Consider the following 23,115-nt stretch of genomic DNA (forward strand, 5'->3'; position numbering starts at 1 on the left):
TCCCACGGCTTCAGCCGCGCCAACCCGCTCACCCCTCCCACTGTCATTACAGCGAGAGATCAAACCACAACGGAGATCATTCTGTTAGGAGCTATTAGTGGTCCGCCTTCACCAGGTCGGCCTGTGCGGAGACTCCGCGCAGCATGATGGCGGCGAAGATCGCCACCCCGGTCAGGATCAGGGCCGCGAAGCCGCCTGTCCATGCGAGTGCCTGGGTGAATGATGTCACCGCGGCGTCGGCGAGCGCCTGTCCGAGCGCACCGGGCAGTTCGGCGGTGAAGGCGAGGGCTGCGGCGAGCGTCTCCTCAGCCGCTGAGAGCACAGTGCCGGGCAGGCCGATGGGCGCATGGGAGGCCAGGCCGGTCCGGTAGAACCCGAGCAGGATGGAACCGAGAACGGCTGTGCCGAGTGCTGTGCCCACTTCGTAGGCGGTCTCGCTCACGGCTGCGGCTTGCCCGGCGTGCTCCGGGCGCACCGAGCTCATGATGATGTCGTTGGTCAGCGTCAGGCCGACCCCGGCGCCGAGGCCGACCAGGCACAGCGAGATCGCGATCACGAACGGCGGGGTCTGGGGTGTGAGGAACAGCAGCATCCCGAATCCTGCCGCGGTGATGACGCCTCCCGCCGACACGAGGATCGACGCAGGGATCCTCTTGACGAGTGCGGCGGCGAGGAACCCCGCGATCGCGGAGACCGCGGCTTGCGGCAGCATCCAGAGGGCGGCCTGAACGGTGGAGAGCCCTGCGATGAGCTGCAGGTGCTGCGTCAGCGCGAAGAGTGCGCCGACCAGGGCGAACACCGACAGCAGGTCGACCACGACCGCGCCGGTGAAGGAGCGGACCCAAAACAGCCGGACGTTGATCATCGGGTTCGGGATGCGCAGCTGGCGCACCACGAACAGCACCAGAAGCACGGCGCCGGAGACGAACGTGACGAGCGCCGCCAGTGGTTGCTCTCCCTCGGCGAGGGTCTTGACGCCGTAGACGAGCGTCACCATTCCGGTGAGGGAGAGCGCGATGCTGGGGACGTCGATGCGTCCCGGCATCGGGTTGGCGCTCTCGGGCACGAAGATCGGGGCGAGTGCCAGCAGGATGATCATGACCGGGATGTTCATCAGGAAAGCGGCATGCCAGCTGAAGGCTTCGATGATCCAGCCTCCAACGATCGGGCCCGCCGCGGCGCCCGCGGAACCCATCGCGGCCCACACCGCCATTGCCGTGCGGCGCTGGTTTCGATCGAGGAACATGTTGCGGATGATCGACAGCGTCGAGGGCATGATGGTCGCGCCGGCGACCCCGAGCAGCGCTCGGGCGAGGATCAGCATCCACGGCGCACTCGCCAGCGCTCCCAGCACGGACGCCGCCGCGAATCCCACCGCTCCGATCAGCAGGAGCCGACGGCGGCCGATCCGGTCGCCGAGGGACGACATCGTGATCAGGAGACCCGCGAGCATCAGCGAGTAGATGTCGAGGATCCACAGTTGCTCGGTGCCCGAGGGCTGGAGATCCGTGGTGATCGCGGGCAGCGCGAAGACCAGCACCATGCCGTCGATGGCGATCAGCAGCATCGGCAGTACGAGCACTGCCAGTCCGATCCAGGTACGAGCTGTCGCCCGCTGTGTGTTCTCGGTCATCTTTCCCTCCCGAGCCAGTTACTTCACCAAACAGTATACTACACCAGGCGGTATACTAACCCTGCGGAGACGAGGAGGGGACATGGCGCGACCGAATGCGCGACCGGCGATGATCGAGGCGGCCCTGCGCGTCGTCGAGGAGCGCGGCATCACCGCGCTCACCCTGGACGCGGTCGCGGCCGAAGCCGGGGTGACCAAGCGCGGGCTGATCTACCACTTCCCGACGAAACACGCGCTGCTCGCCGGGATTCACGAGTTCCTCGCCGACCGCGTCGAGCGGGGGCTGCGCGAGGCGACCGGCAAGGAACCGGAGGAGGCGACGCTCGCCGAACGCACGAGGGGATACGTGCTGGCATGCACCGGAGCCTCCACGCGTCTGGAGACGCGTCTGATCGCCGAGGCGGGCAACGAGCCCGACTGGATGGCTCCCTGGCAGCGGGTCTACGACCGCTGGTTCCCCGGTGACGCGGCGCCGATCGACGAGCACGACGACGAGGCGATGCGGTGCCTCATGGCGCGCATGGCCGCCGACGGGTTCTGGGGATACGAGAACGCCCTCGGCGCCTCCTTGCCCAGCGGGGTCAGGGAGCGGCTTGTCGACGAGATTCTTGCCCTCATTCCTGAGCCGCCGGCGCCCTGAGCGGGTCTGCCCACCGCCTGGGCTCACCTTATGAGCGGTACCGCAACTCGATCTGCCCGGCCTCCTCGCCGACCACCGGCGACGGCCCTGCCCGCCAAGCCCTCGCCGTCGGGCAGGTCATCCGCCGCGGCCAGGGCCACTCGCTGCGCCCGTCGGCCCCGTTCACCCTTCACCGCGCCGTGTTGGAGCAGGACGTCAGCCTCATCGAGGGCACCGAACCGCGTCATCAGTGGCAGGCGGTACCGCGGACGACGCCCGCCGCTGACAAGAACTCGACGCCGGCTCCTCGGGAGTACTGTCACCGACCCGGCGCCCAGGCTCGCATCCTGCTTTGAGGGCCTCGGGAACGATTGACAAGCTGACCTGGCATCAGCCGGTCCGCGACGAGGCATCGGGCCGGTTGCGTCGTCACCCTGCCGGAGTGGTGTCCTTGACGCAGGTGACGTCGCCACCGGGCAGGACGCCGTCGATCAGGTAGCGCTCGACGGTGGTGTTGACGCAGGAGTTGCCGGCGCCGAGGTAGGTGGCGTGGCGATAGGCGCCGCGCAGGGTGACCATGCGGGAGCCGGTCAGCGCCCGGTGCATGGCCTGCTGGCCGAGGTAGGGGGAGCCTGGGTCGCCGTCGTTGCCGACGACCAGCACCGGGACACCGTTGCGGACCTTGGTCGGCGCCTCCACCGGAGCGGTGGGCCAGAACGCGCACGGGGTGATGTTGCGGATCAGCGGCCCGTACAGCGGCTCGTCGGCGCGGTGGGCCTGGATGTCGCGGAAGTAGGTCTCCGGGTCGCGGGAGGCGGCCCGGTCGGCGCAGATGATCGGGGCCTGGGCGTCGAGCGCGCCCGTCCCGGTGAACAGGCTGTCGAGGGACGCCTTCAGCGACGGCGGGGCGGTGACCACGATGCCGCGGGTGGCGTCGGCCAGCGCCCGCACCTGGGTGGCGAAGTCGGCGTAGGCCTTTTCGCCGTCCTCGTAGAGAGGCCCGAAGAGCAGGTAGGGGATGTGGTGAGAGTCGATCCGGTACCCACCGATCCGCAGCGGGCGCCGGGCGGCGGCCCGGTTGACGTGGTTGACGGTGGCCAGGACCTCGGTGGTGGTGTCGCCCAGGCCGTGATCCTTGTCGTGCGCGGCGGCCCAGGCGGCCCAGTTTCTCAGCGCGGCGGTGATGGCCGGCGCGTTCCCCGACAGCAGGCCGGGGCCGTAGGTGTCGGGGTTGACCGCGCTGTCCAGCACGATCCGGTCGGCTCTCGCACCGAACATCTGCGTGTAGACCGCCCCCAGGTAGGTGCCGTAGGAGTATCCGAGATAGGACAGTTTCGGCTCACCGAGGACGGCGCGGACCACGTCCATGTCGCGGGCGGTGTTCCGGGTGGAGGCGTACGGCAGCACGTCGCGGTTGCCCCGGGCGCATTTGGCCGCCAGTTCCTTCATCAGGGCCGCGCTCTCGTTGAAGGTACGGCGGTTCGGACCAGCCGAACGCAGGAAGACGTCGGTCTTCCATCCGCAGCGGATCGGTGTGCTGCGGCCCGTGAAGCGCGGGTCCATTCCGATCAGGTCGTAGCGGGAGGTGAGGGCGGGTGACCACTGCGCGAGGGACGCCACCAGGTCCAGTCCGGGTCCTCCGGGGCCGCCAGGGTTGGTCAGCAGAACGCCGCGCCGTCCGGCGGGGTCGGTGGCCTTGATCCGGGAGATCGCCACCGAGATGGTTCGCCCGCCGGGCCTGCGGTAGTCCAGCGGGACGGTGACCTCGGCGCACTGGGCGCCCGCCGCGTCCAGGCTCGCGCCCGCCCTGTCGTCCGGTCCTGTCTTACAACCGTGCCAGTCGAGCCTTTGATGGTGGAAGCGGATCGGCCTGTCGGCTCCCGCGGGGGTTTCCGCGAAAGCCGGGGCGGCGGCCAGGCCGAGGGCGCCCAGCGCGACGGCGGCCGCGGTGGCCAGGGCCGGCAGGCCGTGCCTCCTGGCAGGACCGGACGTGACCGGCGGGGATGGAACGGTGGAGTGCGACATGGATCTGTCTCCCTGCTTGATGACCGGTTTGCGGTGCTATCGAGCATGGTGCCGAGATGATCCGTGATCGACCCCGCTGAATGGAGTCGTGAAGGTACGGCCAGCCCTACCGTCACGCCGCAGGAAACTCGCCGAGAACCCGTGACGGTGACGAGCCGACCGGCGCGGGAAGGCGAATGAGGTCTCGTCGGGCGACCGGGTCACCGTACTTCTCGGAGACGCCGCCGAAGGTGACACCGCTCATGAACGGCGCCGGGCGTAGTGGTGGACGATCAAGGCCGCGATGGAGCCGCCGGAGATGATCCCGGCGACCAGGCCGACGCCCTCGCCGACGCCGCCGATGCTGTTGCCGACACTGTTGACGACGGCGCACACGGTGAAACCGGTCCACAGGAGCACGCGGAGCACGGTGCCGTCGCGCGGTGGCTCGGGCCGACGGAAGGGGGCGGACGGCCGAGGCCGGTCGGCAGGTGTGACGCGGCAGGGGTCATTCATACTGATCACCCTAGAAATTGGCTCTGCCTGGGGAAATGCCGTAATCTGCCAGGCCGATGGTAGTGCAGGGTGGAATGAAACGATCCTCCGCCTCAGCTTAGGGTGGGGGAGATGAGCAGGGACGCTTTCGAGGCTTTGGAGCGCCTGGCGGGAGGTCTCGGCACCGCGATCCTCGCCTTCCTGGTCCTCGTGTTCTGGATCATGGTCGCCGCGGCCTGCCTCGTGGGGGTGGGTCTGCTGATGATCCCGCCGATGCTGGCGCTGACCAGGGCGGTGGCCGAACGGGAACGCGGCCGGCTCAACCGCTGGGGGCTGGAGGTCGTCACCCCCTATCCGCAGCAGGACACGGCGACGGGCTGGACGGCCAGGATCCGCGCCGCCCGCCGCGACCCGGCGACCTTTCGCGATCTGGGCTGGGTGGCCGCGCATGCCACGCTGGGGCTGACGCTTGGCCTTGTCGCCGTCCTGATGCCGACGATGACCTTGCGGGACGCGACGTCCCCGTTCTGGTGGGGCCTGATGCCGCCGGAGGGCCGGATCACCAGCTACGAGCTGCCGATCACCACGTTTCCGGCCGCGCTGGCAGCCGCGCTGGCGGCCGTGGTCGTCCAGGTGATCGCCGTCATGCTCGCCCCGCGGATGGCCAGGTTGCAGGCGCTGCCCGGGGTGCGGCTCCTGCGCCCGCATCCGTCGATCGACCTGTCGCGGCAGGTCGCCCGGCTCACCGCGACGCGCGCGGGCGCCCTGCGGGCACATGCGGCCGAACTGCGCAGGATCGAGCGGGCGCTGCACGACGGCGCGCAGAACCGGCTGGTCGCCGTCGTGGTGACGGTCGCCGTGGCCAAGCGGGCGCTGGCCAGAGAGGCGGCTCGGACAGGCCTGGCGCTCGACGGGCCGCGGGAGGCGCTCGACGAGGCGCAGAGTGCCGCCGAGCAGGCGGTGGCCGAACTGCGCGGGGTCGTCCGCGGCATCCTGCCGCCTGTCCTGGAGGACAGGGGGCTGTCCGGGGCGCTGAGCGCTCTGGCGGCGGGCAGCGCGATCCCGTGCGCCTTGACCGCCGACGACCTGGGGCGGCTGCCGCTGTCGGTGGAGACCACCGCCTACTTCGTCGTCGCCGAAGCGCTGACCAACGTGGCGAAACACAGCGGCGCGCGGAGAGCCCTGGTCGAGGTGCGCCGTGACGGCGGCCTGCTACGCGTGGTGGTGAGCGACGACGGCAAGGGCGGAGCCTCGGAGGCCGACGGCACCGGGCTGGGCGGCATCCGCCGCCGGGTCGAGGCACACGACGGAACCATCGTGCTGACCAGCCCGCGGGGCGGGCCGACAACCATCGAAGTGGAGTTGCCGTGCGGATCGTGATCGCCGAGGACGACGCGTTGCTGCGCCGGGGCCTGGTGCTGCTGCTGACCGGCGAGGGATTCGAGGTGGTGGCCGCGGCCTCCGAACCTGAGGGGTTCCTGGCCGCGGTGGCCGAGCACCGGCCCGATGTGGCAGTGGTGGACGTGCGCATGCCGCCCACCCACACCGACGAGGGGATCAGGGCCGCCGTCGAGGCCCGGCGGCTGAACCCCGGCCTGGCGGTGCTGGTCCTGTCGGCCTACGTCGAGCAGGCCTTCGCCACGAACCTGCTGGCCGAGGGGACCCACGGGGTGGGATACCTCCTCAAGGAGCGCGTGGGCAAGGTGGAGGAGTTCCTGGACGCCCTGCACCGGGTGGCCGCGGGCGGGACGGCGATGGACCCCGAGGTGATCGCCCAGCTGTTCACCCGCCGCCGCGACCCGATGGAACGGCTGACCGCCCGCGAACGCGAGGTGCTGGCCCTCATGGCCGAAGGGCTGGGCAACACCGCCATCGCCCAGCGTCTGGTGGTGACCGACGGCGGCGTGCAGAAACACATCCGCAGCATCTTCGCCAAGCTCGACCTCGCCCCGACCGACCAGGTCGACCGCAGGGTCGCCGCGGTCCTGCGCTATCTGGAAAGCTGAACGCCACGCGGCCTCTCCGGGACGTCAGGGCCGTCTCGGCTTGTTCAGGTCATCGTTCGGCGGCTCTCCGGCTGACTCGTCCCGCCGTTTCACCTCTATGCCCCAGCGCTTGCGGAGCCACTCCACCCCGGCGTAGAAGCCGGCGACACCCGGCAGGGTGAACAGGGCGGAGCCCCACCCCTGGGAGAGATGCACGTTGATCACGCCGAAGGCCAGGGGCGGGCCGAGCAGGCTCCAGGTGAGCCAGTCCGAGGCGAGCACCCAGCACGCGATCCGGCGTAGCCGATGGAACCGTGGCCGGTCCGGCCTCAGGAGGGCCTCGCGGAGTTGCCACACGCGGCCGAACTGCCGGAGGGCGTAGACGACCTGCACGGTCCTGGTGGACTTCAGCTGTGCCAGGTCGTACAGCTCGGCGTTGAACTCCTCGGCGTAGCGGTCCCGGCGTACGGCCGGGAGCAGCTTCATCATGAGGCTCACCATGTGTTCCGCCGACCGGGATATGGGGACGGCCTTCTCCTCCACCACGGTCGGCTCCGCCGGCGACGCCTGCGCGCTGAGCCTTTCGAGGCGCTCGGAGATCTCCACGGCCCTCTGCCCCATGGCGTCCAGGTGGTCGGCGAGGATCCGGGCGCGAGCACGGGTGCGGGCGTAGTCGAGGTCGAGCTCGTAGGTGGGGATGCGGTCAAGGTCGAAGCCGAGGGCGTGGGTGCGTTCGAGCGCGTGGTGAAGGGCGTGGGCGAGGTCGCGGGCCTGGTGGGAGCCGCGCTGGAAGTCCAGCGTGTAGGTACGGACGAAGGTGAGGGTGTGGTCCAGCCTGCGAGCGAGGGTCAGGGCGCGGTCCAGGTCGATGACGTTGGTGCGGCTGAAGCTTTGATCTTCGAAGGAGTGGAGGTAAACGGGGCCGGAAGCGAGGAGCTGGGCCTGGTCGAGGGCGTGGACGAGGGCCCGGTCGAGGGCGAGGGCGAGGTGGCGGTCGATGACGAACCTGCTGGGGTTGGCGATGGAACCCTGGGGGAGGTCGCTCAACTTCCGCCGCCCAGCCGTGGGCTCAGACCACGCAGCGTGCCGATCCTGGTGTGTGCCTGGGCGAGCGCGAGGCGGGCGTTCTCGGCGCCGTCGGGGGTGAGCCGGTAGTAGCGGCGGCGAGGCCGGGCCGCCTCGTGGGGGTTGACGTCCTCGAAGCGTGACTCCAGCCAGCCGATGCCCTCGAAGCGGGCGAGGATGGGATGGATGGTGCCGCTGGCCAGGCCGGAGGCGGCGCAGACCTCCAGTCCGTACATCTCCCGCGTGGGGTCGTCGAGGAAGGCGCGTAGCACGAGCTGGGTCGGGATGGTCATCCTGGGAGGCTTACCCATGCTCTAACTCTAGCTAGGGTGCGGGCGAAGAGGTAGTGGTGGCGATCCACGCCGTGAACCTGTCTGTCACAACGGCGCCGGCCGTCTCGTCCTTGTGATGTGTTCAACCAAGACAGGAGGTCGTCATGGCACAGGCCGTCACGGGAAACGTGCTCCGCACGCCGGTCTTCGGCGTATGGACGTGGAGCTGGCCGCAGGCGTGGGAGCGGGTGCGATGAGGGTGCTGCTCGCAGGCGCGACCGGTGCGATCGGGTTGCCGCTGTTGTCGGCGCTGGCCGGGTCGGGGCACGAGGTGATCGCGCTCATCCGTCACCCGGCCAAGCGGCGGCTCGTCGTGGATCGCGGCGCGCTCCCGGTGATCGCGGATGTGATGGATCGTGACGGGTTGCTGCGCGCGGTCGAAGGGCACCGGGCCGACGTGGTCATGCACCAGGCCACGGCGCTGCGGCAACCCGGGCTCAGGCTGCGCCCCGACGACCCCACCATCGCCCTCCGCGACAGGGGCACCGCGCACCTCCTTGAGGCATCGCGGGTGGTGGGCGCGCGTCGCTTCGTCACCCAGTCACTGATCACCGGGTACGGCTACCGCGATCACGGCACCAGGGTCCTGACCGAGAACGACGTCTTCGGGCTGCGCGTCGGCAACGTGGGCGACCTGGTGACGGACTCCAGCGTGGCGACCGAACGGCAGGTGTTCGACGCGGACGGCATCGAGGGCATCGCCCTGCGGTACGGGATGTTCTACGGCAGGAACGCGTTCAGCGACATGTTCGCGGACCTGATGCGCAGGCGGGCTCCCGTACTCCCGCGAGGGAGGACGGGGACCACCTCCTTCGTCCACGTGGAGGACGCGGCGGAGGCCACGGTCGCGGCCATGGAACACGGCGGCGCGGGGGAGGCGTACAACATCGTGGACGACCGGCCGATGAGCTGGCGCGACTTCCTGACCACGGTCGCCCGCGCGCACGGCACGCCTCGTCCCGTCGTGACGCCGAGATGGTTGGTCAGGCTGGCCGTGCCGTACCTGGGCTGCCTGCTGATCGACACCACGATGCAGGTCTCGCACGCCAAGGCCACCCGCGACCTGGGCTGGACCCCGGTGCACCGGAGCGTGTCCGACGGGTTGAAGGTTCGCTGAGAACACGCCGGGGCGGGGCCGCCCCGGCGGTCTCAGAGGATCTCGACGTACCCTTCGGCGCCGTTCACCCGGATGCGCTGGCCGTCCTTGATCCGCCGGGTGGCGTCCTCCACGCCGACGACCGCGGGCAGCCCGTACTCGCGGGCCACCACGGCGCCGTGCGTCATCACCCCGCCGACCTCCATGACGACCCCCTTGACCGAGACGAACAGCGGCGACCAGCTCGGATCGGTGAAGACGGTGACGAGGATGTCGCCGTCCTCAAGGTCGGCCTCGGCCATGCTGCGGATGACCCGCGCCCGGCCCTCCACGACTCCCGACGAAACGGCGATGCCCGCCAGCGCCCCCTCCGGCAGGGCGCCCGGCTCGTACGCGCCGGAGATCACCTCGCCCTCGGAGGTGATCACCCGCGGCGGAGTCAGCCTCTGGTAGGTCTCGTGCTCCTCCCGCCGCCGCGTGATGACCGAGTAGTCCAGCTCGCCGGTGTTGACCACCTTCCTGAACTCCTCGATGGACAGGAAGTACACGTCCTCGGGCTCCTTGACGACCCCGCGCGCGACCAGCCCGGCGGCCTCCTTCATCAGCGCCCGCTTGTAGATCTCGTACCGCAGAAGGAGCGCGTGCTTGGAGTATTCGCGGTAGCCGATGAAGTGGCGGATCAGGCTCATCTTCCTGGCCGCCCTCCTGGCCTTGCCCGCGCCGCCCGGCAACTCGCGGAGGCGGGCGAGCAGGTCGTTCATGGCGCGTTCGGCCTCGGCGCGGCCCTGTTCGGCCTTGCGGCGGCGTTCCCCGGGCGGGAAGTTCCTGATGTCGCTGAGGACGAGCGGCACGAGCAGCGTCGGGTCCTCGCTCCACCGGGTCCTGGTGAGGTCGATGTCACCGGCGCAGTGCATCCCGTACGTGTCCAGGTAACCGCGGACGGCGTCACCCACGGCCGCCCCGCCCGCGCACGCGGCCAGCCCCTCGTAGAAGGTGTCGCACCGGGCGGTCTCCAGGTAACGCAGCACGTCGGGATGCTCGCGGACGGCGTCGGCGACGTCGAGCAGGTCGAGCCCCATGGCGGCCACGACGTTGTGGTCGGCGGACTGGGCGATCGCGTCGGCGGCGTTCTTCTCACCCAGCCAGGCCTCCATGTGCTTGTTGACCCAGTTCACCGACTGGATGCCGAGGAAGGCCGCCGCCACGCTGCGCGGGTCGAAGGTGAGCTCGGCGAGCACGTCGTGGTCGTCGATGATGCAGGCGAACAGTTCGTCGCCCGACTTGCCGGCGATCTCGCTCCGCAGCCGCTCCACCGTCGCCTCGGTGCGCGCGATCAGGTCCGGCACGACGCCGGGGTCGTCCTCGCGGGCGAGCCTGAGATAGTGACGTACGATCGGCAGCACGCCGCCCTCGCCGAAGTCCAGCATCGAGGTCTTGCCGCGCGCCAGCCCGGCGGCGAACTCCTTGCGCTTCAGCACGGCCCGCAGCGCGTTGGCCATCAGCACGTCGACCTGGTCGAGACTCTTGAGCGTGGCGGGTCTGGCCCAGACCGAGGTGAGCTCGGCCGAGACGTCCTTGTAGAAGCGGTTGCCTGCCACGGCGCCCGCCGTACGGCCCAGCTTGTCGTGCAGCAGCGAGAAGAACGACAGGCCCAGTGGGGCGAAGGCGTCGGTCATCATCTGCCGGTGCCCGTAGGAGACGTACACGTGGTTCTTGCCGTCGTGCGCCGGCGGCACGGGATAGAGCGTGGTGATGGGGCGGCTCTGCAGGATGTGGAACGCGCCGTCGTACAGCGCCCACTCGATGTCCTGGGGGCGGCCGAAGTGCGCCTCGATCTCCCGCCCCAGTCTCTCCAGCAGCAGGATCTGCTCGTCGCCGAGTTTCTGCGCGCTCTGCCGCGCGGGCTCGACGGGAAGCTCCTCGGTGCCGCCCGACGGCAGAGCGCGCAGCTCCTTCGTCTGGGCGGCGATCTTCCTGTCGATGATCCGCCCCGCCCTGACCCGGTAGTTGTCGGCGTTGACCAGCCCGGAGACGAAGGCCTCACCGAGGCCGAACCCGGCGTCGATGGAGACCACCGTGCGGTTGGCCGAAACCGGGTCGGCGGTGAACAGGATGCCCGACGCCTCGGGGAAGACCATCTGCTGGACGACCACGGAAAGCCGTACGGCGCGATGGTCGAAGCCGTTCTGGATGCGGTAGGCCACCGCCCGGTCGGTGAACAGCGACGCCCAGCACCGCCGCACGCTGTCGATCACCGCCTCGGCGCCCCGTACGTTCAGGTACGTGTCCTGCTGGCCCGCGAAGGAGCTGGACGGCAGGTCCTCGGCGGTGGCGCTGGACCTGACCGCGCAGGCCACGTCCGCGCCGCCCATGTCGCCGAGGTTGCGCTCGATGTCGCGCCGGATCTCGTCGGGCACGGTCAGGCCCTCGACGGCGGCGCGCAGCCGGGCGCAGGCGGCGGCGATGCCCGCCCGGTCGTCGGCCCGCAGCCCGGTCAGCCCGCCGATCAGCGCGCTGACCGACGCGTCGCGTTCCACGACCTGCTCGTACGCGTCGGTGGTGACGCAGAAGCCGCGCGGCACGCGGACGCCCCGGATCGCGGACAGCTCGCCGAGGTTGGCCCCCTTCCCGCCGACCAGGGGCAGTCGTGTCTCATCGATGTCGTGGAGCCCGAGCACATAGGCACTCATGGCGGATCCTGTCTCTCACCCGATGTTTCAATACAGTACAGTACTGTATTGAAATCAGGGGTCGCCGACAGGGGAAGGACGCCACCTTGACTCCCAAGATCTGCCTGGTCACCGGTGCCTCGTCCGGCATCGGCCGCGCCACCGCACTGGAGCTGCGCCGGGCCGGCCACATCGTGTACGGCGCAACCCGCCGGGTGGACCGGATGGCGGAACTGCGTCAGGCGGGCGGTTACGCTCTGGCGATGGACGTCACCAGGGAGGACGATCTGGGCCGCGTCGTGGACGCCGTCCTGGACGAGCAGCACCGGATCGACGTGCTGGTCAACAACGCCGGAGCCGGTCTGCACGGCGCCGTCGAGGACGTGCCCGTCGAACGGGCCCGTCACCTGTTTGAGGTCAACCTCTTCGGCCCGGCCCGGCTCACCCAGCTCGTCCTGCCGCACATGCGTGAACGGCGCTCAGGCACGATCGTCAACGTCTCCTCGATCGCCGGTGAGATCTCGCTGCCGCTCGTCGCCTGGTACCACGCCTCCAAGCACGCCCTGGAGACCTACTCCGACTCGCTGCGCCAGGAGTGCCGGTCCTTCGGCGTCCACGTGGTGGTCGTACAGCCGGGCATCATCAGGACGGAGTTCGAACAGGACACGCCACGCGAGTTGCGCGAGACCTCCGGTCACGGGGCCTACGGCGCGCTGGCCGAGTCGATGGCGAGCCGGGCCGAGGGCAACACCAGGGGTTCCGCCCCCGCCGTGGTCGCCAGGACCATCAGGAGCGCCGTCGAATCACCCAGGCCGAAACCGCGCTACCCGGTCGGCTACCTGGCCAGGACACTCCTGGCCCTGAACCGGATCCTGCCCGACCGCGCGTTCGACGCGCTGGTCACCAAGGCCGGATAGCGCCGCCGTGACACGACCTCGACGACTCCCACCGGGGCGGCCGCGCAGCCAGGAGGTGGACGCGGCGGTTCTCGCGGCGGCTCTCGACCTCTTCATCGAACGCGGCGCGGGCGGAACCAGCATCGAGCAGGTCGCCCAGCGCGCCGGCGTCACGCGGGCCACCATCTACCGGCGGTTCCCCGACAAGACGGCCCTGCTGATCCAAGCCATCGAGTCGGTGCACCACGATCACGACCCCGGCGCCCTCGACTGGCCCGACATCGAGCACATGCTCGGCAACTGGGCGACCTACCTGAGCAACCCGCGCAACCGGCGCATGCTGCGGCGGCTGTACGGCGCCGTGGACGACCACCCCGAACTGCTGCGCGCGTACCGCGACTCCCACGGCGGACGGCGCGCGGCGGCCGAGCACGCCGCGCTGAGCCGCTCGCGTGAGCGCGGGCAGCTTCCCGGCGACTGCGACCTGAACGCCGTCCAGCAGCTGCTCAACGGCGCGGTGCTGCACCACCTGGGTTCCTACCCGGCCACCGAGAGCGCCGACGCCGTCAAGGCCTACTTCGTGACCATCCTGCGACAGGTCGGCTACCGGGAAGGCGCGGACGCCGTCGGCTGACCGGCGAGGCGGGATGAGCCGTGTCACACACCGCCCTGGGCGCTCGTCCTATCACCAGAGCGAGCACAGGAAAGGGACACGACATGACGAACGGCTACAGCAGGCAGGCCAGGACCTTCGTCCAGGTGGCCGTGGTGGTCGGCGCGCTGACGATGCTGGTCTTCGGCGTGTGGATGCGCATCGACCCGGCGGGCTTCGCGGTCTTCGCCCGGTTCCCCAATCACGTGCACTTCCTGCACGACGCCGGGGTCTTCCAGATCGGCATCGGACTGATGATGCTGAGCGCGCTGGTGTGGCATGACGTGCTGTCGATCGTGCTGGTCGGGTTCTTCGTCGCCAACACGCTGCACGCGGTGAACCACGCGGCCGACCTGGACCTTGGCGGCAGTCCGGACAACTGGTGGCAGCTCGGCCTCGTCTCACTGCTGACGCTGGCCGGTCTCGTGGTGCACCGCAGGCAGCTCAGCCGCTCCGGTGGAACTCGACCTTGAGGACACCGGGAACGGCCGTGTCGACTGAGATGTCACACGGCCGGCGACGGGTTCGTCCTATGTGGGAAAGGCAGGCAACCGGGGGAGTCGGGGGACGGAAGTGGCGGACGACATCGTGGACGAGCGGACGACGGTCTTCGCCGCGAACCGCAATCTGCTGTTCGCGGCGGCGTACGACATTCTCGGCAGCGTCACCGACGCCGAGGACGTCGTGCAGGACACGTGGCTGAGCTGGGAGAGGGTCGACCACGCGGCGATCGAGCATCCGCGCGCGTACCTGATGCGCATCGTCGTGCACCGGGCGGTCGACCAGCTCCGCAAGGCGCGCAGGCTGCGCGAGGACTACATCGGCCCGTGGCTGCCGGAACCGCTGTGGACCGAGGAGGGCGCCGACGGCCGGGAGGAACGCCGTGATGGTGTCGCGCTTGGTCTGCTGGTCGTTCTGGAGACGCTGTCGCCGCTCGAACGGGCCGCGTTCGTTCTCAGGGAGGCCTTCGCCTACGAGTACGACGAGATCGCCGGAATTCTCGACAGGACGCCAACCGCGGTGCGCCAGCTCGTGCACCGGGCGCGGGGGCACGTCCACGCGCGGCGACCCCGCTTCACCGCCGACCGGCGCGACGCCCAGGTGGCGGCGGAGCGGTTCGTGAACGCGGCCGTCGGAGGCAGTGTGACCGATCTCCTCGACGTACTGGCGCCCGAGGTCACGCTGTGGAACGACGGAGGTGGCCGGGTCCGCGCCGCGTTGCGGCCGGTGCACGGCGCCGACAAGGTGGCCCGCCTGCTGGCCGCCGTCGGGCCCCGCTATGCGGGGTGCGAGGTCCGCTGGGCGTTCCCCGGTGGCACGCCGACCGCCCTGATCGTCGCCGGTGACCGGCCGGTCGCGGTCGTCACCGTCGAGGCGGACTCCTCCGGGAGCCGGGTACGCGCCATCTACGGCATGGCGAACCCGGAAAAGCTTGCTCACCTGTCGCAGCACAACTGACGAACGAAGGGACATGCGAATGCCGAAGGTCCTGGAAGACTTCATCCCGCAGCCGCTGGGCTCCGAACGCCACGAGTTGCACATCCGGCAGCGGCCGGAAACGGTCTGGACCGCGTTGAACACGCTGTCGCCCGGTGAGCTTCCGCTGGTGCGGCTGCTCATGAGCGTCCGCTCGCTCTCGGCGACAGGGGCGAACGAGGCGCCGACGATGATCGGCACGATGCTCAGCCGGGGCTGGTTCGAGCTGGCCAGCGAGTCGCAGCGGTATGTCGTGCTCGGCTCGATCAGTCAGTTCTGGCGTCTGCGGTCGGCGGAGTTCCGCCGCAGTTGCCCGACCGGGCAGTTCCGCGACTATGACGTGCCCGGCTTCGCCAAGTCGGCGTCCGTCTTCGAGCTGATCCCGACCGAGCATGGCACCCTGCTCCGCACCGAGACGCGGGTCACCGCCGGGTCGGTGGACACCCGGCGCAGGATGCTGGCCTACTGGCGGCTCATCCGGCCCTTCAGCGGGGTCATCCGCCGCGTCATGCTGCACGCCATCGCCAGGAAGGCGGCCTCCTACGGCTGATCGTCGTGGGCGTCCGCGGCGGACCACCGCCCGTGGCGCTGTGGGGTGCCCGCGCCTCGCAGGCGGCGACCTTCGGCTCCGACCGCGACGGGAAACCGGGCCCGTTCCGGGAGCGGACCCGGAGGAACAGGCGCACACTGAACTTGCTCAGGACTTTTCCGTTCCGTCCGCAGATGGAAACCCGAGGAGGATCATGTCCGGCAAAATCCGGACCGCCGCCCTGGCGGTCGCCGTGTCCCTCACCATCGTCCCCGCCGACGCGACCACGGCCTTCGCCGCCGCCGCCAAGCCCAACCTTCGTGCCTGCTACGACGGTAACTGCAAGATCTCCATCACCAGGAAGGTCTCGTTCCGGATCGACCCCGGCTTCGGCATCACCAAGCTGACCCTGTCCTTCAACGCCGGCGGCGTCCATGTGAAGTCCAGCGGGCCGGGTGTGAGCGGCTCGGCGTACTTCAGCGGAAGCGGCTCGGTCACGGTCAACGGCATCACCGTCCAGGCCCTCTCGCTGTCCAGCAGAAAGGCGGTGCTGCGGCTGACGACGAGCTGAGCCGAAGGGGTCACGGCCCTCGCGCCTCATCTCGTGCGGGTCTGCCCGACCCTTGTGACGAAGGCGGGCGCGGCGAGGTCAGTCGCGCGGACGGTGGACGACCTTGTCCGTCGAGCGACCAGGATGGACGACGAGCAGGTGCTCCTCCAGCGGCGCTTCGGGGTCGTTCTCGTCCCACGGCAGCGTGCGGGCGTAGATTCGCAGGCGGTAGTGGCCCGGGCCGGCGACGGCCAGGTCCGGCAGCGGCCTGGCCGCGCCGCCATCGCCGCCCTCGGGGTACGTCGGCACGACCAGGCGGCCGCTGCGGCTGGCGATGCCCACCTCGACCACCTGGTCCCAGCCGGTGAGCCGGAGCGGCGGGGCACGGTCGAACGCCTTGACCGTCAAGCACATCGCCGAGTCCCCTCTGGTCACGATGGCGGCGCTGCTGCCCACGACGTCGACGAAGCCGTCCTCGACGGCGTCGAAGATGTCGGCGACCTCGTCGCCGTCGCCGTAGATGTCCCCGGGACCGCCTGCGCTGTCGTCACGGTCGTCGAAGACGGCGTAGCCGCCGCCTTCGGGCAGCATGTACGCGGCCGTGCCCTGCCGTCTGGCCCGCGTCCCGGGCCACGGGTCGTCGCACCGGGCGTTGGCCTCGGCCTTCCACCTGGCCTCCTGCAGGTCACGCTCTGCCTGACGGCGGTGCGCATCGGCGGTCTGCCGGGCGACGATGCCGGGGCACAGGTACTCCAGAGCCGCGGCCAGCTCGATGGCGTCCGCCGTACCACCGGCCCGCTCGTGCAGCGCGTTCCGTTCCCGGTCGCCGGGCAGCGCGCACAGCTGAGCGCCGTGGGCGAGGACGCGCTGGTCGGCCAGCCGTTCGGGGAACATCGCGTTCGCCGCGAAGGTCTCGCTCCTGGCCAGGCAGAGGAACGACCGCCGCCGCTCCTCGGGCCCGAGGGCGGTCGCGGGCCGGAGCCGGTCGCGGCAGCCCTCGTCCGCGGCCGTGTAGGTGAGCCGGGCGTCCTCCTCGGCGCCGACGACCGCAGCCGGCAGCGCGAGCACGAAGGCGGCGGCGATCAGCCGCGGCGTCCGGCCGGTTCCCGGCGCCGGGACGCCCTGTCCGGGCGCGGCGAGCTCGTGCGCGGTGCGCGCCGCCCACACGACGAGCAGCCCGTCGAGCGCGTGCACCGCGAGCGACAGGCCGTCGAATGCCACCCGTCCGATCTGGAGCAACGAGTAGACCTGCGGGACCAGCAGGGCGGTCCAGCCGATGCCGACCGTGACGGCGCTGAACCGTCTGTCGCGTCTCTGCCCGGCGATGATCATCACCTTGCAGCCGAGGGCCGCCATCGCCACCAGGAACGACGCCGTCAACGGGATCTCGGCGAACGGCCGCAGCGCCGCGGCCAGCACCCCGGTCAGACCGAGCCCGAGAGCGATGACCCGGAACCGGGCCGACACCCCGGCCAGGGCCCGCACCAGCAGGAACATGGTGGCGGCCCACACGGCCCAGCGCGCGACGTACTCCGCGACGCCGGACACCTCGTCGAGGAGTTCCCAGAGCAGCAGGTCGCCGGCCACGTCCGTGTAGAGCAGGCGCCGCAGCCACACCACATCACGCGGCAACGCCCCGGCACGCGGCAAGGCCGGGCCGCGCAGGATCTGCCACAGCGCCCACGCGTTGAGCACGCCGATCGCCGCGGGCAGGAGCCGCGCCCCGTCGTCCCACGGCCAGAGACTCGCCGTCGCGACGACGGCGAACCACCGCCCGCCGTCGTATCCGGCGGCGACGGCGGTCAGGTAGAGCGCGACGGCGACGGCGGCCGGACGCCCGAAGCGGTGGCGGGCGACGGCGGCCCGGAGTAAGGCTACGATGCGGATGATCTTATTGGACCGCCCAGGTCGGTCGGCCCCGGTGAAACCGGACGCCGGGATACACGGCCCAAGCGCGGTGCGCGGCTCCGCGGGCCGTTCCTGAGGCAGATCAAGAACGGTTGGCGAGATCCCGTCTGGTCGCCTGATCGGGCGGGATCTCCTCGTTTCCGAGGACCTGGGAACGCTTCACGGTCTTGAGTATGGCCACGGTGTGGAGGTATGGGGCAGGTAGCGTGCAAACCAGCGTATGGATGAGGCACTGCCCCTACCGTCACAAGGCATGCAGACAGTGGATGTACTGGTCGTGGGCGCGGGACTGGCCGGTCTGAGCACGGCCCGCCTGCTCGCGGGACGGGGCCTGAGCGTGATGGTGGTCGACCGTCGCAGGTCGCTGTCGACGGGCGTCCGCACGACAGGGATCTTCGTGCGCCGCACCCTCGACGACTTCGACGTGCCGGATCACCTGCTCGGGCCAGGTGTCCGGGACGTGCTGCTGTATCCGCCGTCGCGGCGGGCACCGATCCGGCTCACCAGCGACCGGGACGAGTACCGCGTGGCCGACATGGAGGCCGTCTACGAACACGCGCGCCGCGCGGCGGAGTCGGCCGGGGCACGAGTCCTTCTGGGCGTACGGTATGTCGACACGACGATGGGGTTCGTACGGTTCGCGGGCGCGGAACCGGTGACGACCCGGTTCGTCGTCGGCGCGGACGGCGCCCGCTCCCGGGTGGCCCGTGACCTCGGTCTTGATGTCAACCGGCGCTTCCTCGTCGGCGCCGAGATCGTCCACCCGATCGCGTCGGGCACGACCACCCCGGCGTTCCACTGCGTGCTGGACCCGCGGATCGCCCCGGGGTACCTGGGGTGGGTCATCGACGACGGCCGGCACGCGCATGTCGGCGTCGCGGGATATCCGAACGCGATGCGCACCGGCATCCGCCACCTGCTGGACGCCTTCGCCGCGGACGCGCCCGGCGGCAAACCGCCGGCCGGGCCGGTTGAGCGCCGAGGTGGTCCGATCCCGGTCGGCGGTGTGCTGCGACGGTTGGCGTGTCCCGCCGGGCTGCTCGTCGGAGACGCGGCGGGCGCGGTTTCGCCGCTGACGGCCGGTGGGCTGGACCCCTGTCTCCGCATGTCCGAGCTGGCCGCTGCGGTCATCGCCGGGTACCTGCGTACCGGCGACCAGCGTGTGCTGAGCCGGTACGACGGAGACGCTTTGCGGACCCGGTTCCGCGGCCGGCTGCTGCTGCGCCGCGTGTTCGCCGGTATTCGATCCCCTGCCGCGGCGGAGGCGGCGGTGACCGCGCTACGCGGTCGTGCCGGCCGCGCCCTGGCGGCACGGATCCTGTTCGGCGACGGTTCGTTTCCCGAAGTCGACCCACGTCTCACGGACCTGGCGACCGGCCGCCCCCACCGGTGACACCGGCGTCTCGCGCGTAGGACTTCGGGCGCCCCTCGACCGGGTCAGCCACCTGGAGGTCCCTGGAGATCACGGCCAGGCACCGCCCCGCTCCGCGTACGGCGGAACGGGGCGACACCCCCGGACGGCTCGGCCGCAGCGGTGGCGAAGCCGGGCCGGTCATCTCCGGCCGGTCTCCTCGACGGACTTGAGGACGGCGTCGGCGATCGAACGTGGGTCGACGCCGAAGTGCTCGCGTACGGACTCCCGGGTGCCGGAGAGGCCGAACCCGTCGGTGCCGAGGGAGGTCCACGGCCGGTCGATCCACGGGCTGATCTGATCCGGCACGGCGCGCATCCAGTCACTGACCGCGATCACCGGACCCTCGGTCCCGGCCAGGGCCTGCCGGAGGTAGGGCACCCCGGTGGAGGTCATCGCGTCGCGGCGCAGTTCGCTCCACGAGGTGACCGACCAGACGTCGACGCCCACGCCGTACTCCTCCTGGAGCAGCCGTTGCGCGGCCAGCGCCCAGTGGATCGCCGTGCCGCTGGCGAGCAGATGGGCCTGGCCGCCGCCGGAGGAGTAGCGGTAGATGCCCCTGAGGATTCCCTCGCGCACGCCTTCGGGCATCGCGGGCTGGGGGAGCGGCTCGTTGTAGAGGGTGAGGTAGTAGAAGACGTCCTCGCCGTCGGGCCCGTACATGCGCCGGAGCCCTTCGCGCACGATCTCCGCGACCTCGTAGCCGAAGGCGGGGTCATAGGCCAGACACGCGGGGTTGGCGGAGGCGAGCAACTGGGAGTGCCCGTCGGCGTGCTGCAGCCCTTCGCCGGTCATCGTGGTCCGTCCCGCGGTGGCGCCGATCAGGAACCCGCGGCCGAGCTGGTCGGCCAGCGCCCACATCTGGTCGCCGGTCCGCTGCCAGCCGAACATCGAGTAGAAGATGTAGAACGGGATCATGGCCTCGCCGTGGGTGGCGTAGCTGGAGGCGGCGGCCGTGAACGACGCCATCGATCCGGCCTCGGTGATGCCCTCGATCAGGAGCTGGCCGTCGACCGCCTCCTGGTAGGACAGCAGCAGGTCCCGGTCGACCGACTCGTAGCGCTGGCCCAGCGGCGAGTAGATCTTGGCGGTGGGGAACAGCGACTCCATGCCGAAGGTCCTGGCCTCGTCGGGCACGATGGGCACCCAGCGGCGCCCGGTCTCCGGCTCCTTCATGAGGTCCTTGACCAGGCGGACGAAGGCCATCGTGGTGGCCACCGGCTGCTTGGACCCCTTCTCCAGGGACTGGAACGGCCGCTCGGCCGGCGCAGGCAGCGGCTGGTGGGAGACGGTTCGGTTGGGGATGGGCCCGCCCAGGGCGCGGCGGCGCTCGGCCACGTAGCGGACCTCGGGCGAGTCGGGCCCGGGGTGCAGGTACGGCGGCAGGTCCGCGTCGAGCGCCTCGTCCGGCACCGGCAGCCCGAGCCGGTCACGTAGCGCGCGGAACTCGTCCCGGGTGAGTTTCTTCATCTGGTGGTTGGCGTTGCGCGCCTCCACGCCGGTCCCGAGCGTCCACCCCTTGACGGTCTGCACGAGGATCACCGTCGGCGCGCCGCGGTGGTCGAGGGCCCGGCGGTAGGCGGCGTGCACCTTGCGCGGCTCGTGACCGGCCCGTGAGCCGCCGACGATGCGCCGCAGGTCCTCGTCGGAGTACGGCACGTCCAGCCCGTGGAACAGGTGTTGCCTGATGTAGGCCCCGGTCGAGGTGGCGAAGGTCTGGAACTGCCCGTCCGGCATCTCGCCCAGGCGGGACACCAGTTCGTCGGAACCGAGCAGCCCGTCCCATTCGGCGCCCCACAGCGCCTTGACGACGTGCCAGCCCGCGCCCCTGAAGACGCCTTCGAGTTCCTGCACGATGCGGGTGTTGCCGCGCACCGGCCCGTCGAGCCGCTGCAGGTTGCAGTTGATCACGAAGGTCAGGTTGTCCAGCCCTTCGCGGGCGGCCAGGGTGATGGCCGCCGTGGACTCCGGCTCGTCCATCTCGCCGTCGCCGAGGAAGGCCCATACGTGGCTGAGCGAGGTGTCCTTGATGCCGCGGTTGTGCAGGTAGCGGTTGAACCTGGCCTGGTAGATCGCGTTGAGCGGCCCCAGGCCCATGGACACCGTGGGGAACTGCCAGAACCCGCGCATGCTCCGCGGATGCGGGTACGACGGCAGGCCTCCCTCGGGCTCGCGCCGGAACAGGTCGAGCTGGCCCTCGGTCAGCCGTCCCTCCAGGAACGCGCGGGCGTAGATGCCCGGGGACGCGTGGCCCTGGAAGTAGACCTGGTCATGACCGCCGTGGAAGAAGTGGTTGAACCCGACCTCGTACAGCCAGGCGGCCGAGGCGTAGGTGGCCAGGTGACCCCCGAGGCCGAGCCGGCTGCCCCTGGTGATCATCGCCGCCGCGTTCCACCGGTCGTAGGCCGCGATCCGCTCCTCCAGTTCGAGGTCACCGGGGTAGCCGGGCTCCTCCGACGTCGGCACGGTGTTGATGTACCGGCTGCTCGTGGCCAGCCGCTTCAGCAGGTATTCGGCCCGTTCGGGGCCTGCCGCCCGGCGGACCGCCTCCAGCGACTCCAGCCATTCCGCGGTCTCCTGCGGGTCAATGTCCTTCTCCATACCACCATTAAACACCCTATGATCGATCGTAGGATGTTTCCATCCGTCATTATGGGACTGTGAAACCTGTCATGCGACTCCCGCTTCGTGATCAGATCCGGCAGGCCGTACTCGACGGCCTGATCAGCGGCCGGTGGGAGCCCGGCGACCGCGTCGTGGAACGGCACATGGCGGCGGAGCTGGGCGTCAGCCAGGCTCCGGTGCGTGAGGCACTGCGCGAGCTGGAGGCGCTCCGGCTCATCGAGTCGTCACCGCACAAGGGCGCGCGGGTCCGCCGGATCACCGCGACCGACCTGCGCGAGATCTACGAGGTGCGGGCGGGCCTGGAGGAGACGGCCGTGCGGCTGCGGCACCCGTCCGTCGAGGCGCTGCGGGTCCACCACGCAGGCCTGCGACAGGCCGCGGCCGCCTCCTCCGTGGCCGACCAGGTACGCCACGGCGTCGCGTTCCACCGCGAGATCGTCAAGGCCTCGGGCAACGACGTGCTCCTGGCGGTGTGGGAGTCACTCGGCATCGAGGTGTGGACGCACCTGTCGATACGGCTGTTCCGGATGCGGCTCTGCGAGAACACCGCCGACCACGAGCCGCTCATGGCGGCGTTCGAGCGCGGGGACCCCGACGCGGGAGCCCTGCTTCGCGACCACATCCTCGGCTACGCCCCGCTCAACTGAGCGCACCCGGTCTCCACGCCGGGCACGGCCGCCACGGCCCGGCGGACCCGCTCCTGCCAGGCCAGGTCGCCGATGGCGCTGGTGGCGTGACTGAAGTCCTACCAGCGGCCGAAGGTCCAGGACGTTCCGGCGGCGGTGGTCGGGCATGTGCGTGGCGCGCTGGGGCTGGCCGAAGAGGTGGAGCTGCGGCGGGCGGTGCCGATGTCGGCCAGTTGATGTCGCGCGTTCGTCCGCGAGCGGTTGGGCGTGGGGTAGGACGCGCCCCAGGTCCGGTGGATCGCCGAGGAAGCGATCCGCGAGGCGGTGCAGTCCAAGGACGACCCGGCCGATCTGATCAACGTGGCGCTGGAGGAGCTGATCCGGCGGCGGTGTGAGCTGCCGGGTTGCACCACGCTGGACGTGATGGCCGCTGGGCCCGGCCGTAGTGGCTAAGCGCCTATCCAGAAGTTCTGCGCGTAACCAGGTGTGAGATCGCCGGGGCATAAGGGCGTTGACACGGGCCTCGCCGGGGGTTGGATCGAGG

At 70.5% G+C, this 23,115-nt stretch carries 21 protein-coding genes; 13 read left to right on the plus strand and 8 right to left on the minus strand.

Annotation, left to right across the window (positions count from 1 at the left end; translation table 11 throughout):
- Positions 1–94 precede the first annotated feature (94 nt).
- The gene (locus tag ABZ463_RS40735) at positions 95–1,633 is read right to left on the minus strand and encodes an MFS transporter (RefSeq protein WP_362785378.1); all 1,539 of its coding nucleotides are present in this window, start codon (positions 1,631–1,633) and stop codon (positions 95–97) included.
- Positions 1,634–1,715: 82 nt separating this feature from the next.
- Between ABZ463_RS40735 and ABZ463_RS40740 the strand changes: the two genes are divergently transcribed.
- Entirely contained in the window at positions 1,716–2,273 is a 558-nt protein-coding gene (locus ABZ463_RS40740) for a TetR/AcrR family transcriptional regulator (protein WP_352012115.1), read from the plus strand.
- A gap of 408 nt (positions 2,274–2,681) precedes the next feature.
- On the opposite strand, the gene ABZ463_RS40745 is transcribed toward ABZ463_RS40740, so the two are convergent.
- Positions 2,682–4,277 carry an alpha/beta hydrolase gene (locus ABZ463_RS40745; protein ID WP_362785381.1) on the minus strand — a complete coding sequence of 532 codons (1,596 nt, stop codon included), beginning with the start codon at positions 4,275–4,277 and terminating at the stop codon, positions 2,682–2,684.
- A gap of 240 nt (positions 4,278–4,517) precedes the next feature.
- Positions 4,518–4,676, minus strand: a complete 159-nt coding sequence (locus tag ABZ463_RS40750; RefSeq protein ID WP_352012117.1) for a hypothetical protein — start codon at positions 4,674–4,676, stop codon at positions 4,518–4,520.
- A 207-nt stretch (positions 4,677–4,883) separates the two neighbouring features.
- Here ABZ463_RS40750 and ABZ463_RS40755 point away from each other — a divergent pair, with 207 nt between their 5' ends.
- Both ABZ463_RS40755 and ABZ463_RS40760 read left to right on the plus strand, forming a co-directional pair.
- A complete protein-coding gene (locus ABZ463_RS40755) occupies positions 4,884–6,131 on the plus strand; it encodes a sensor domain-containing protein (protein ID WP_352012118.1) in 1,248 nt (415 codons plus the stop codon).
- Positions 6,119–6,757: a response regulator transcription factor gene (locus ABZ463_RS40760; protein WP_352012119.1), complete on the plus strand. Its 639-nt coding sequence runs from the start codon at positions 6,119–6,121 to the stop codon at positions 6,755–6,757. Before ABZ463_RS40755 ends, ABZ463_RS40760 begins: the two co-directional genes overlap by 13 nt.
- Before the next feature lie 24 nt (positions 6,758–6,781).
- On the opposite strand, the gene ABZ463_RS40765 is transcribed toward ABZ463_RS40760, so the two are convergent.
- On the minus strand, positions 6,782–7,783 hold the full coding sequence (locus ABZ463_RS40765) for a hypothetical protein (protein WP_352012120.1): 1,002 nt from the start codon (positions 7,781–7,783) through the stop codon (positions 6,782–6,784).
- Entirely contained in the window at positions 7,780–8,112 is a 333-nt protein-coding gene (locus ABZ463_RS40770) for a helix-turn-helix transcriptional regulator (RefSeq protein WP_352012121.1), read from the minus strand. Before ABZ463_RS40770 ends, ABZ463_RS40765 begins: the two co-directional genes overlap by 4 nt.
- Before the next feature lie 214 nt (positions 8,113–8,326).
- On the opposite strand from ABZ463_RS40770, the gene ABZ463_RS40775 reads away from it, so the two are divergent.
- A complete protein-coding gene (locus tag ABZ463_RS40775; RefSeq protein ID WP_362785386.1) occupies positions 8,327–9,250 on the plus strand; it encodes an NAD(P)-dependent oxidoreductase in 924 nt (307 codons plus the stop codon).
- A gap of 32 nt (positions 9,251–9,282) precedes the next feature.
- Here ABZ463_RS40775 and rph read toward each other — a convergent pair whose 3' ends face one another.
- Complete coding sequence (gene rph / locus ABZ463_RS40780) at positions 9,283–11,919, minus strand: rifamycin-inactivating phosphotransferase (RefSeq protein ID WP_362785388.1); 2,637 nt, start codon at positions 11,917–11,919, stop codon at positions 9,283–9,285.
- Between the two features lie 86 nt (positions 11,920–12,005).
- Here rph and ABZ463_RS40785 point away from each other — a divergent pair, with 86 nt between their 5' ends.
- From ABZ463_RS40785 to ABZ463_RS40810, 6 genes are all read left to right on the plus strand, one after another.
- Positions 12,006–12,815 carry an oxidoreductase gene (locus tag ABZ463_RS40785; RefSeq protein WP_362785391.1) on the plus strand — a complete coding sequence of 270 codons (810 nt, stop codon included), beginning with the start codon at positions 12,006–12,008 and terminating at the stop codon, positions 12,813–12,815.
- 55 nt (positions 12,816–12,870) lie between these two features.
- Positions 12,871–13,428, plus strand: a complete 558-nt coding sequence (locus tag ABZ463_RS40790) for a TetR/AcrR family transcriptional regulator (protein WP_362785393.1) — start codon at positions 12,871–12,873, stop codon at positions 13,426–13,428.
- Between the two features lie 83 nt (positions 13,429–13,511).
- Positions 13,512–13,919, plus strand: a complete 408-nt coding sequence (locus ABZ463_RS40795) for a hypothetical protein (protein WP_352012126.1) — start codon at positions 13,512–13,514, stop codon at positions 13,917–13,919.
- A gap of 100 nt (positions 13,920–14,019) precedes the next feature.
- On the plus strand, positions 14,020–14,904 hold the full coding sequence (sigJ, locus tag ABZ463_RS40800; RefSeq protein ID WP_362785396.1) for an RNA polymerase sigma factor SigJ: 885 nt from the start codon (positions 14,020–14,022) through the stop codon (positions 14,902–14,904).
- A 19-nt stretch (positions 14,905–14,923) separates the two neighbouring features.
- Positions 14,924–15,472, plus strand: coding sequence for a hypothetical protein (locus ABZ463_RS40805; protein ID WP_352012128.1), 549 nt, complete (start codon positions 14,924–14,926; stop codon positions 15,470–15,472).
- Positions 15,473–15,665: 193 nt separating this feature from the next.
- Positions 15,666–16,022 carry a hypothetical protein gene (locus tag ABZ463_RS40810; RefSeq protein ID WP_362785400.1) on the plus strand — a complete coding sequence of 119 codons (357 nt, stop codon included), beginning with the start codon at positions 15,666–15,668 and terminating at the stop codon, positions 16,020–16,022.
- 78 nt (positions 16,023–16,100) lie between these two features.
- Here the strand turns inward: ABZ463_RS40810 and ABZ463_RS40815 are convergent, their stop codons facing one another.
- The gene (locus ABZ463_RS40815; protein ID WP_362785402.1) at positions 16,101–17,696 is read right to left on the minus strand and encodes a hypothetical protein; all 1,596 of its coding nucleotides are present in this window, start codon (positions 17,694–17,696) and stop codon (positions 16,101–16,103) included.
- 466 nt (positions 17,697–18,162) lie between these two features.
- Here ABZ463_RS40815 and ABZ463_RS40820 point away from each other — a divergent pair, with 466 nt between their 5' ends.
- Entirely contained in the window at positions 18,163–19,302 is a 1,140-nt protein-coding gene (locus tag ABZ463_RS40820; RefSeq protein WP_362785405.1) for an NAD(P)/FAD-dependent oxidoreductase, read from the plus strand.
- Positions 19,303–19,461: 159 nt separating this feature from the next.
- Here ABZ463_RS40820 and aceE read toward each other — a convergent pair whose 3' ends face one another.
- Positions 19,462–21,921 carry a pyruvate dehydrogenase (acetyl-transferring), homodimeric type gene (gene aceE, locus ABZ463_RS40825; RefSeq protein ID WP_362785407.1) on the minus strand — a complete coding sequence of 820 codons (2,460 nt, stop codon included), beginning with the start codon at positions 21,919–21,921 and terminating at the stop codon, positions 19,462–19,464.
- Between the two features lie 71 nt (positions 21,922–21,992).
- Between aceE and ABZ463_RS40830 the strand changes: the two genes are divergently transcribed.
- Together ABZ463_RS40830 and ABZ463_RS40835 are read left to right on the plus strand one after the other, a co-directional pair.
- Positions 21,993–22,592: a GntR family transcriptional regulator gene (locus ABZ463_RS40830; protein ID WP_352012133.1), complete on the plus strand. Its 600-nt coding sequence runs from the start codon at positions 21,993–21,995 to the stop codon at positions 22,590–22,592.
- Positions 22,593–22,895: 303 nt separating this feature from the next.
- Positions 22,896–23,024: a hypothetical protein gene (locus tag ABZ463_RS40835; protein ID WP_362785410.1), complete on the plus strand. Its 129-nt coding sequence runs from the start codon at positions 22,896–22,898 to the stop codon at positions 23,022–23,024.
- Positions 23,025–23,115 lie beyond the last annotated feature (91 nt).

This window comes from Streptosporangium sp. NPDC020145 (genome assembly GCF_040631275.1).
Lineage (GTDB): Bacteria > Actinomycetota > Actinomycetes > Streptosporangiales > Streptosporangiaceae > Streptosporangium.

What these genes read in the sequence shown, in the direction of transcription:
- ABZ463_RS40795 (WP_352012126.1), top strand. Translation starts at nt 13,512, where the DNA reads ATGACGAACGGCTACAGCAGGCAGGCCAGGACCTTCGTCCAGGTGGCC.
- rph (WP_362785388.1), bottom strand. Translation starts at nt 11,919, where the DNA reads ATGAGTGCCTATGTGCTCGGGCTCCACGACATCGATGAGACACGACTG.
- aceE (WP_362785407.1), bottom strand. Translation starts at nt 21,921, where the DNA reads ATGGAGAAGGACATTGACCCGCAGGAGACCGCGGAATGGCTGGAGTCG.
- ABZ463_RS40820 (WP_362785405.1), top strand. Translation starts at nt 18,163, where the DNA reads ATGCAGACAGTGGATGTACTGGTCGTGGGCGCGGGACTGGCCGGTCTG.
- ABZ463_RS40755 (WP_352012118.1), top strand. Translation starts at nt 4,884, where the DNA reads ATGAGCAGGGACGCTTTCGAGGCTTTGGAGCGCCTGGCGGGAGGTCTC.
- ABZ463_RS40740 (WP_352012115.1), top strand. Translation starts at nt 1,716, where the DNA reads ATGGCGCGACCGAATGCGCGACCGGCGATGATCGAGGCGGCCCTGCGC.
- ABZ463_RS40770 (WP_352012121.1), bottom strand. Translation starts at nt 8,112, where the DNA reads ATGGGTAAGCCTCCCAGGATGACCATCCCGACCCAGCTCGTGCTACGC.
- ABZ463_RS40810 (WP_362785400.1), top strand. Translation starts at nt 15,666, where the DNA reads ATGTCCGGCAAAATCCGGACCGCCGCCCTGGCGGTCGCCGTGTCCCTC.
- ABZ463_RS40775 (WP_362785386.1), top strand. Translation starts at nt 8,327, where the DNA reads ATGAGGGTGCTGCTCGCAGGCGCGACCGGTGCGATCGGGTTGCCGCTG.
- ABZ463_RS40805 (WP_352012128.1), top strand. Translation starts at nt 14,924, where the DNA reads ATGCCGAAGGTCCTGGAAGACTTCATCCCGCAGCCGCTGGGCTCCGAA.
- ABZ463_RS40830 (WP_352012133.1), top strand. Translation starts at nt 21,993, where the DNA reads ATGCGACTCCCGCTTCGTGATCAGATCCGGCAGGCCGTACTCGACGGC.
- ABZ463_RS40745 (WP_362785381.1), bottom strand. Translation starts at nt 4,277, where the DNA reads ATGTCGCACTCCACCGTTCCATCCCCGCCGGTCACGTCCGGTCCTGCC.
- ABZ463_RS40735 (WP_362785378.1), bottom strand. Translation starts at nt 1,633, where the DNA reads ATGACCGAGAACACACAGCGGGCGACAGCTCGTACCTGGATCGGACTG.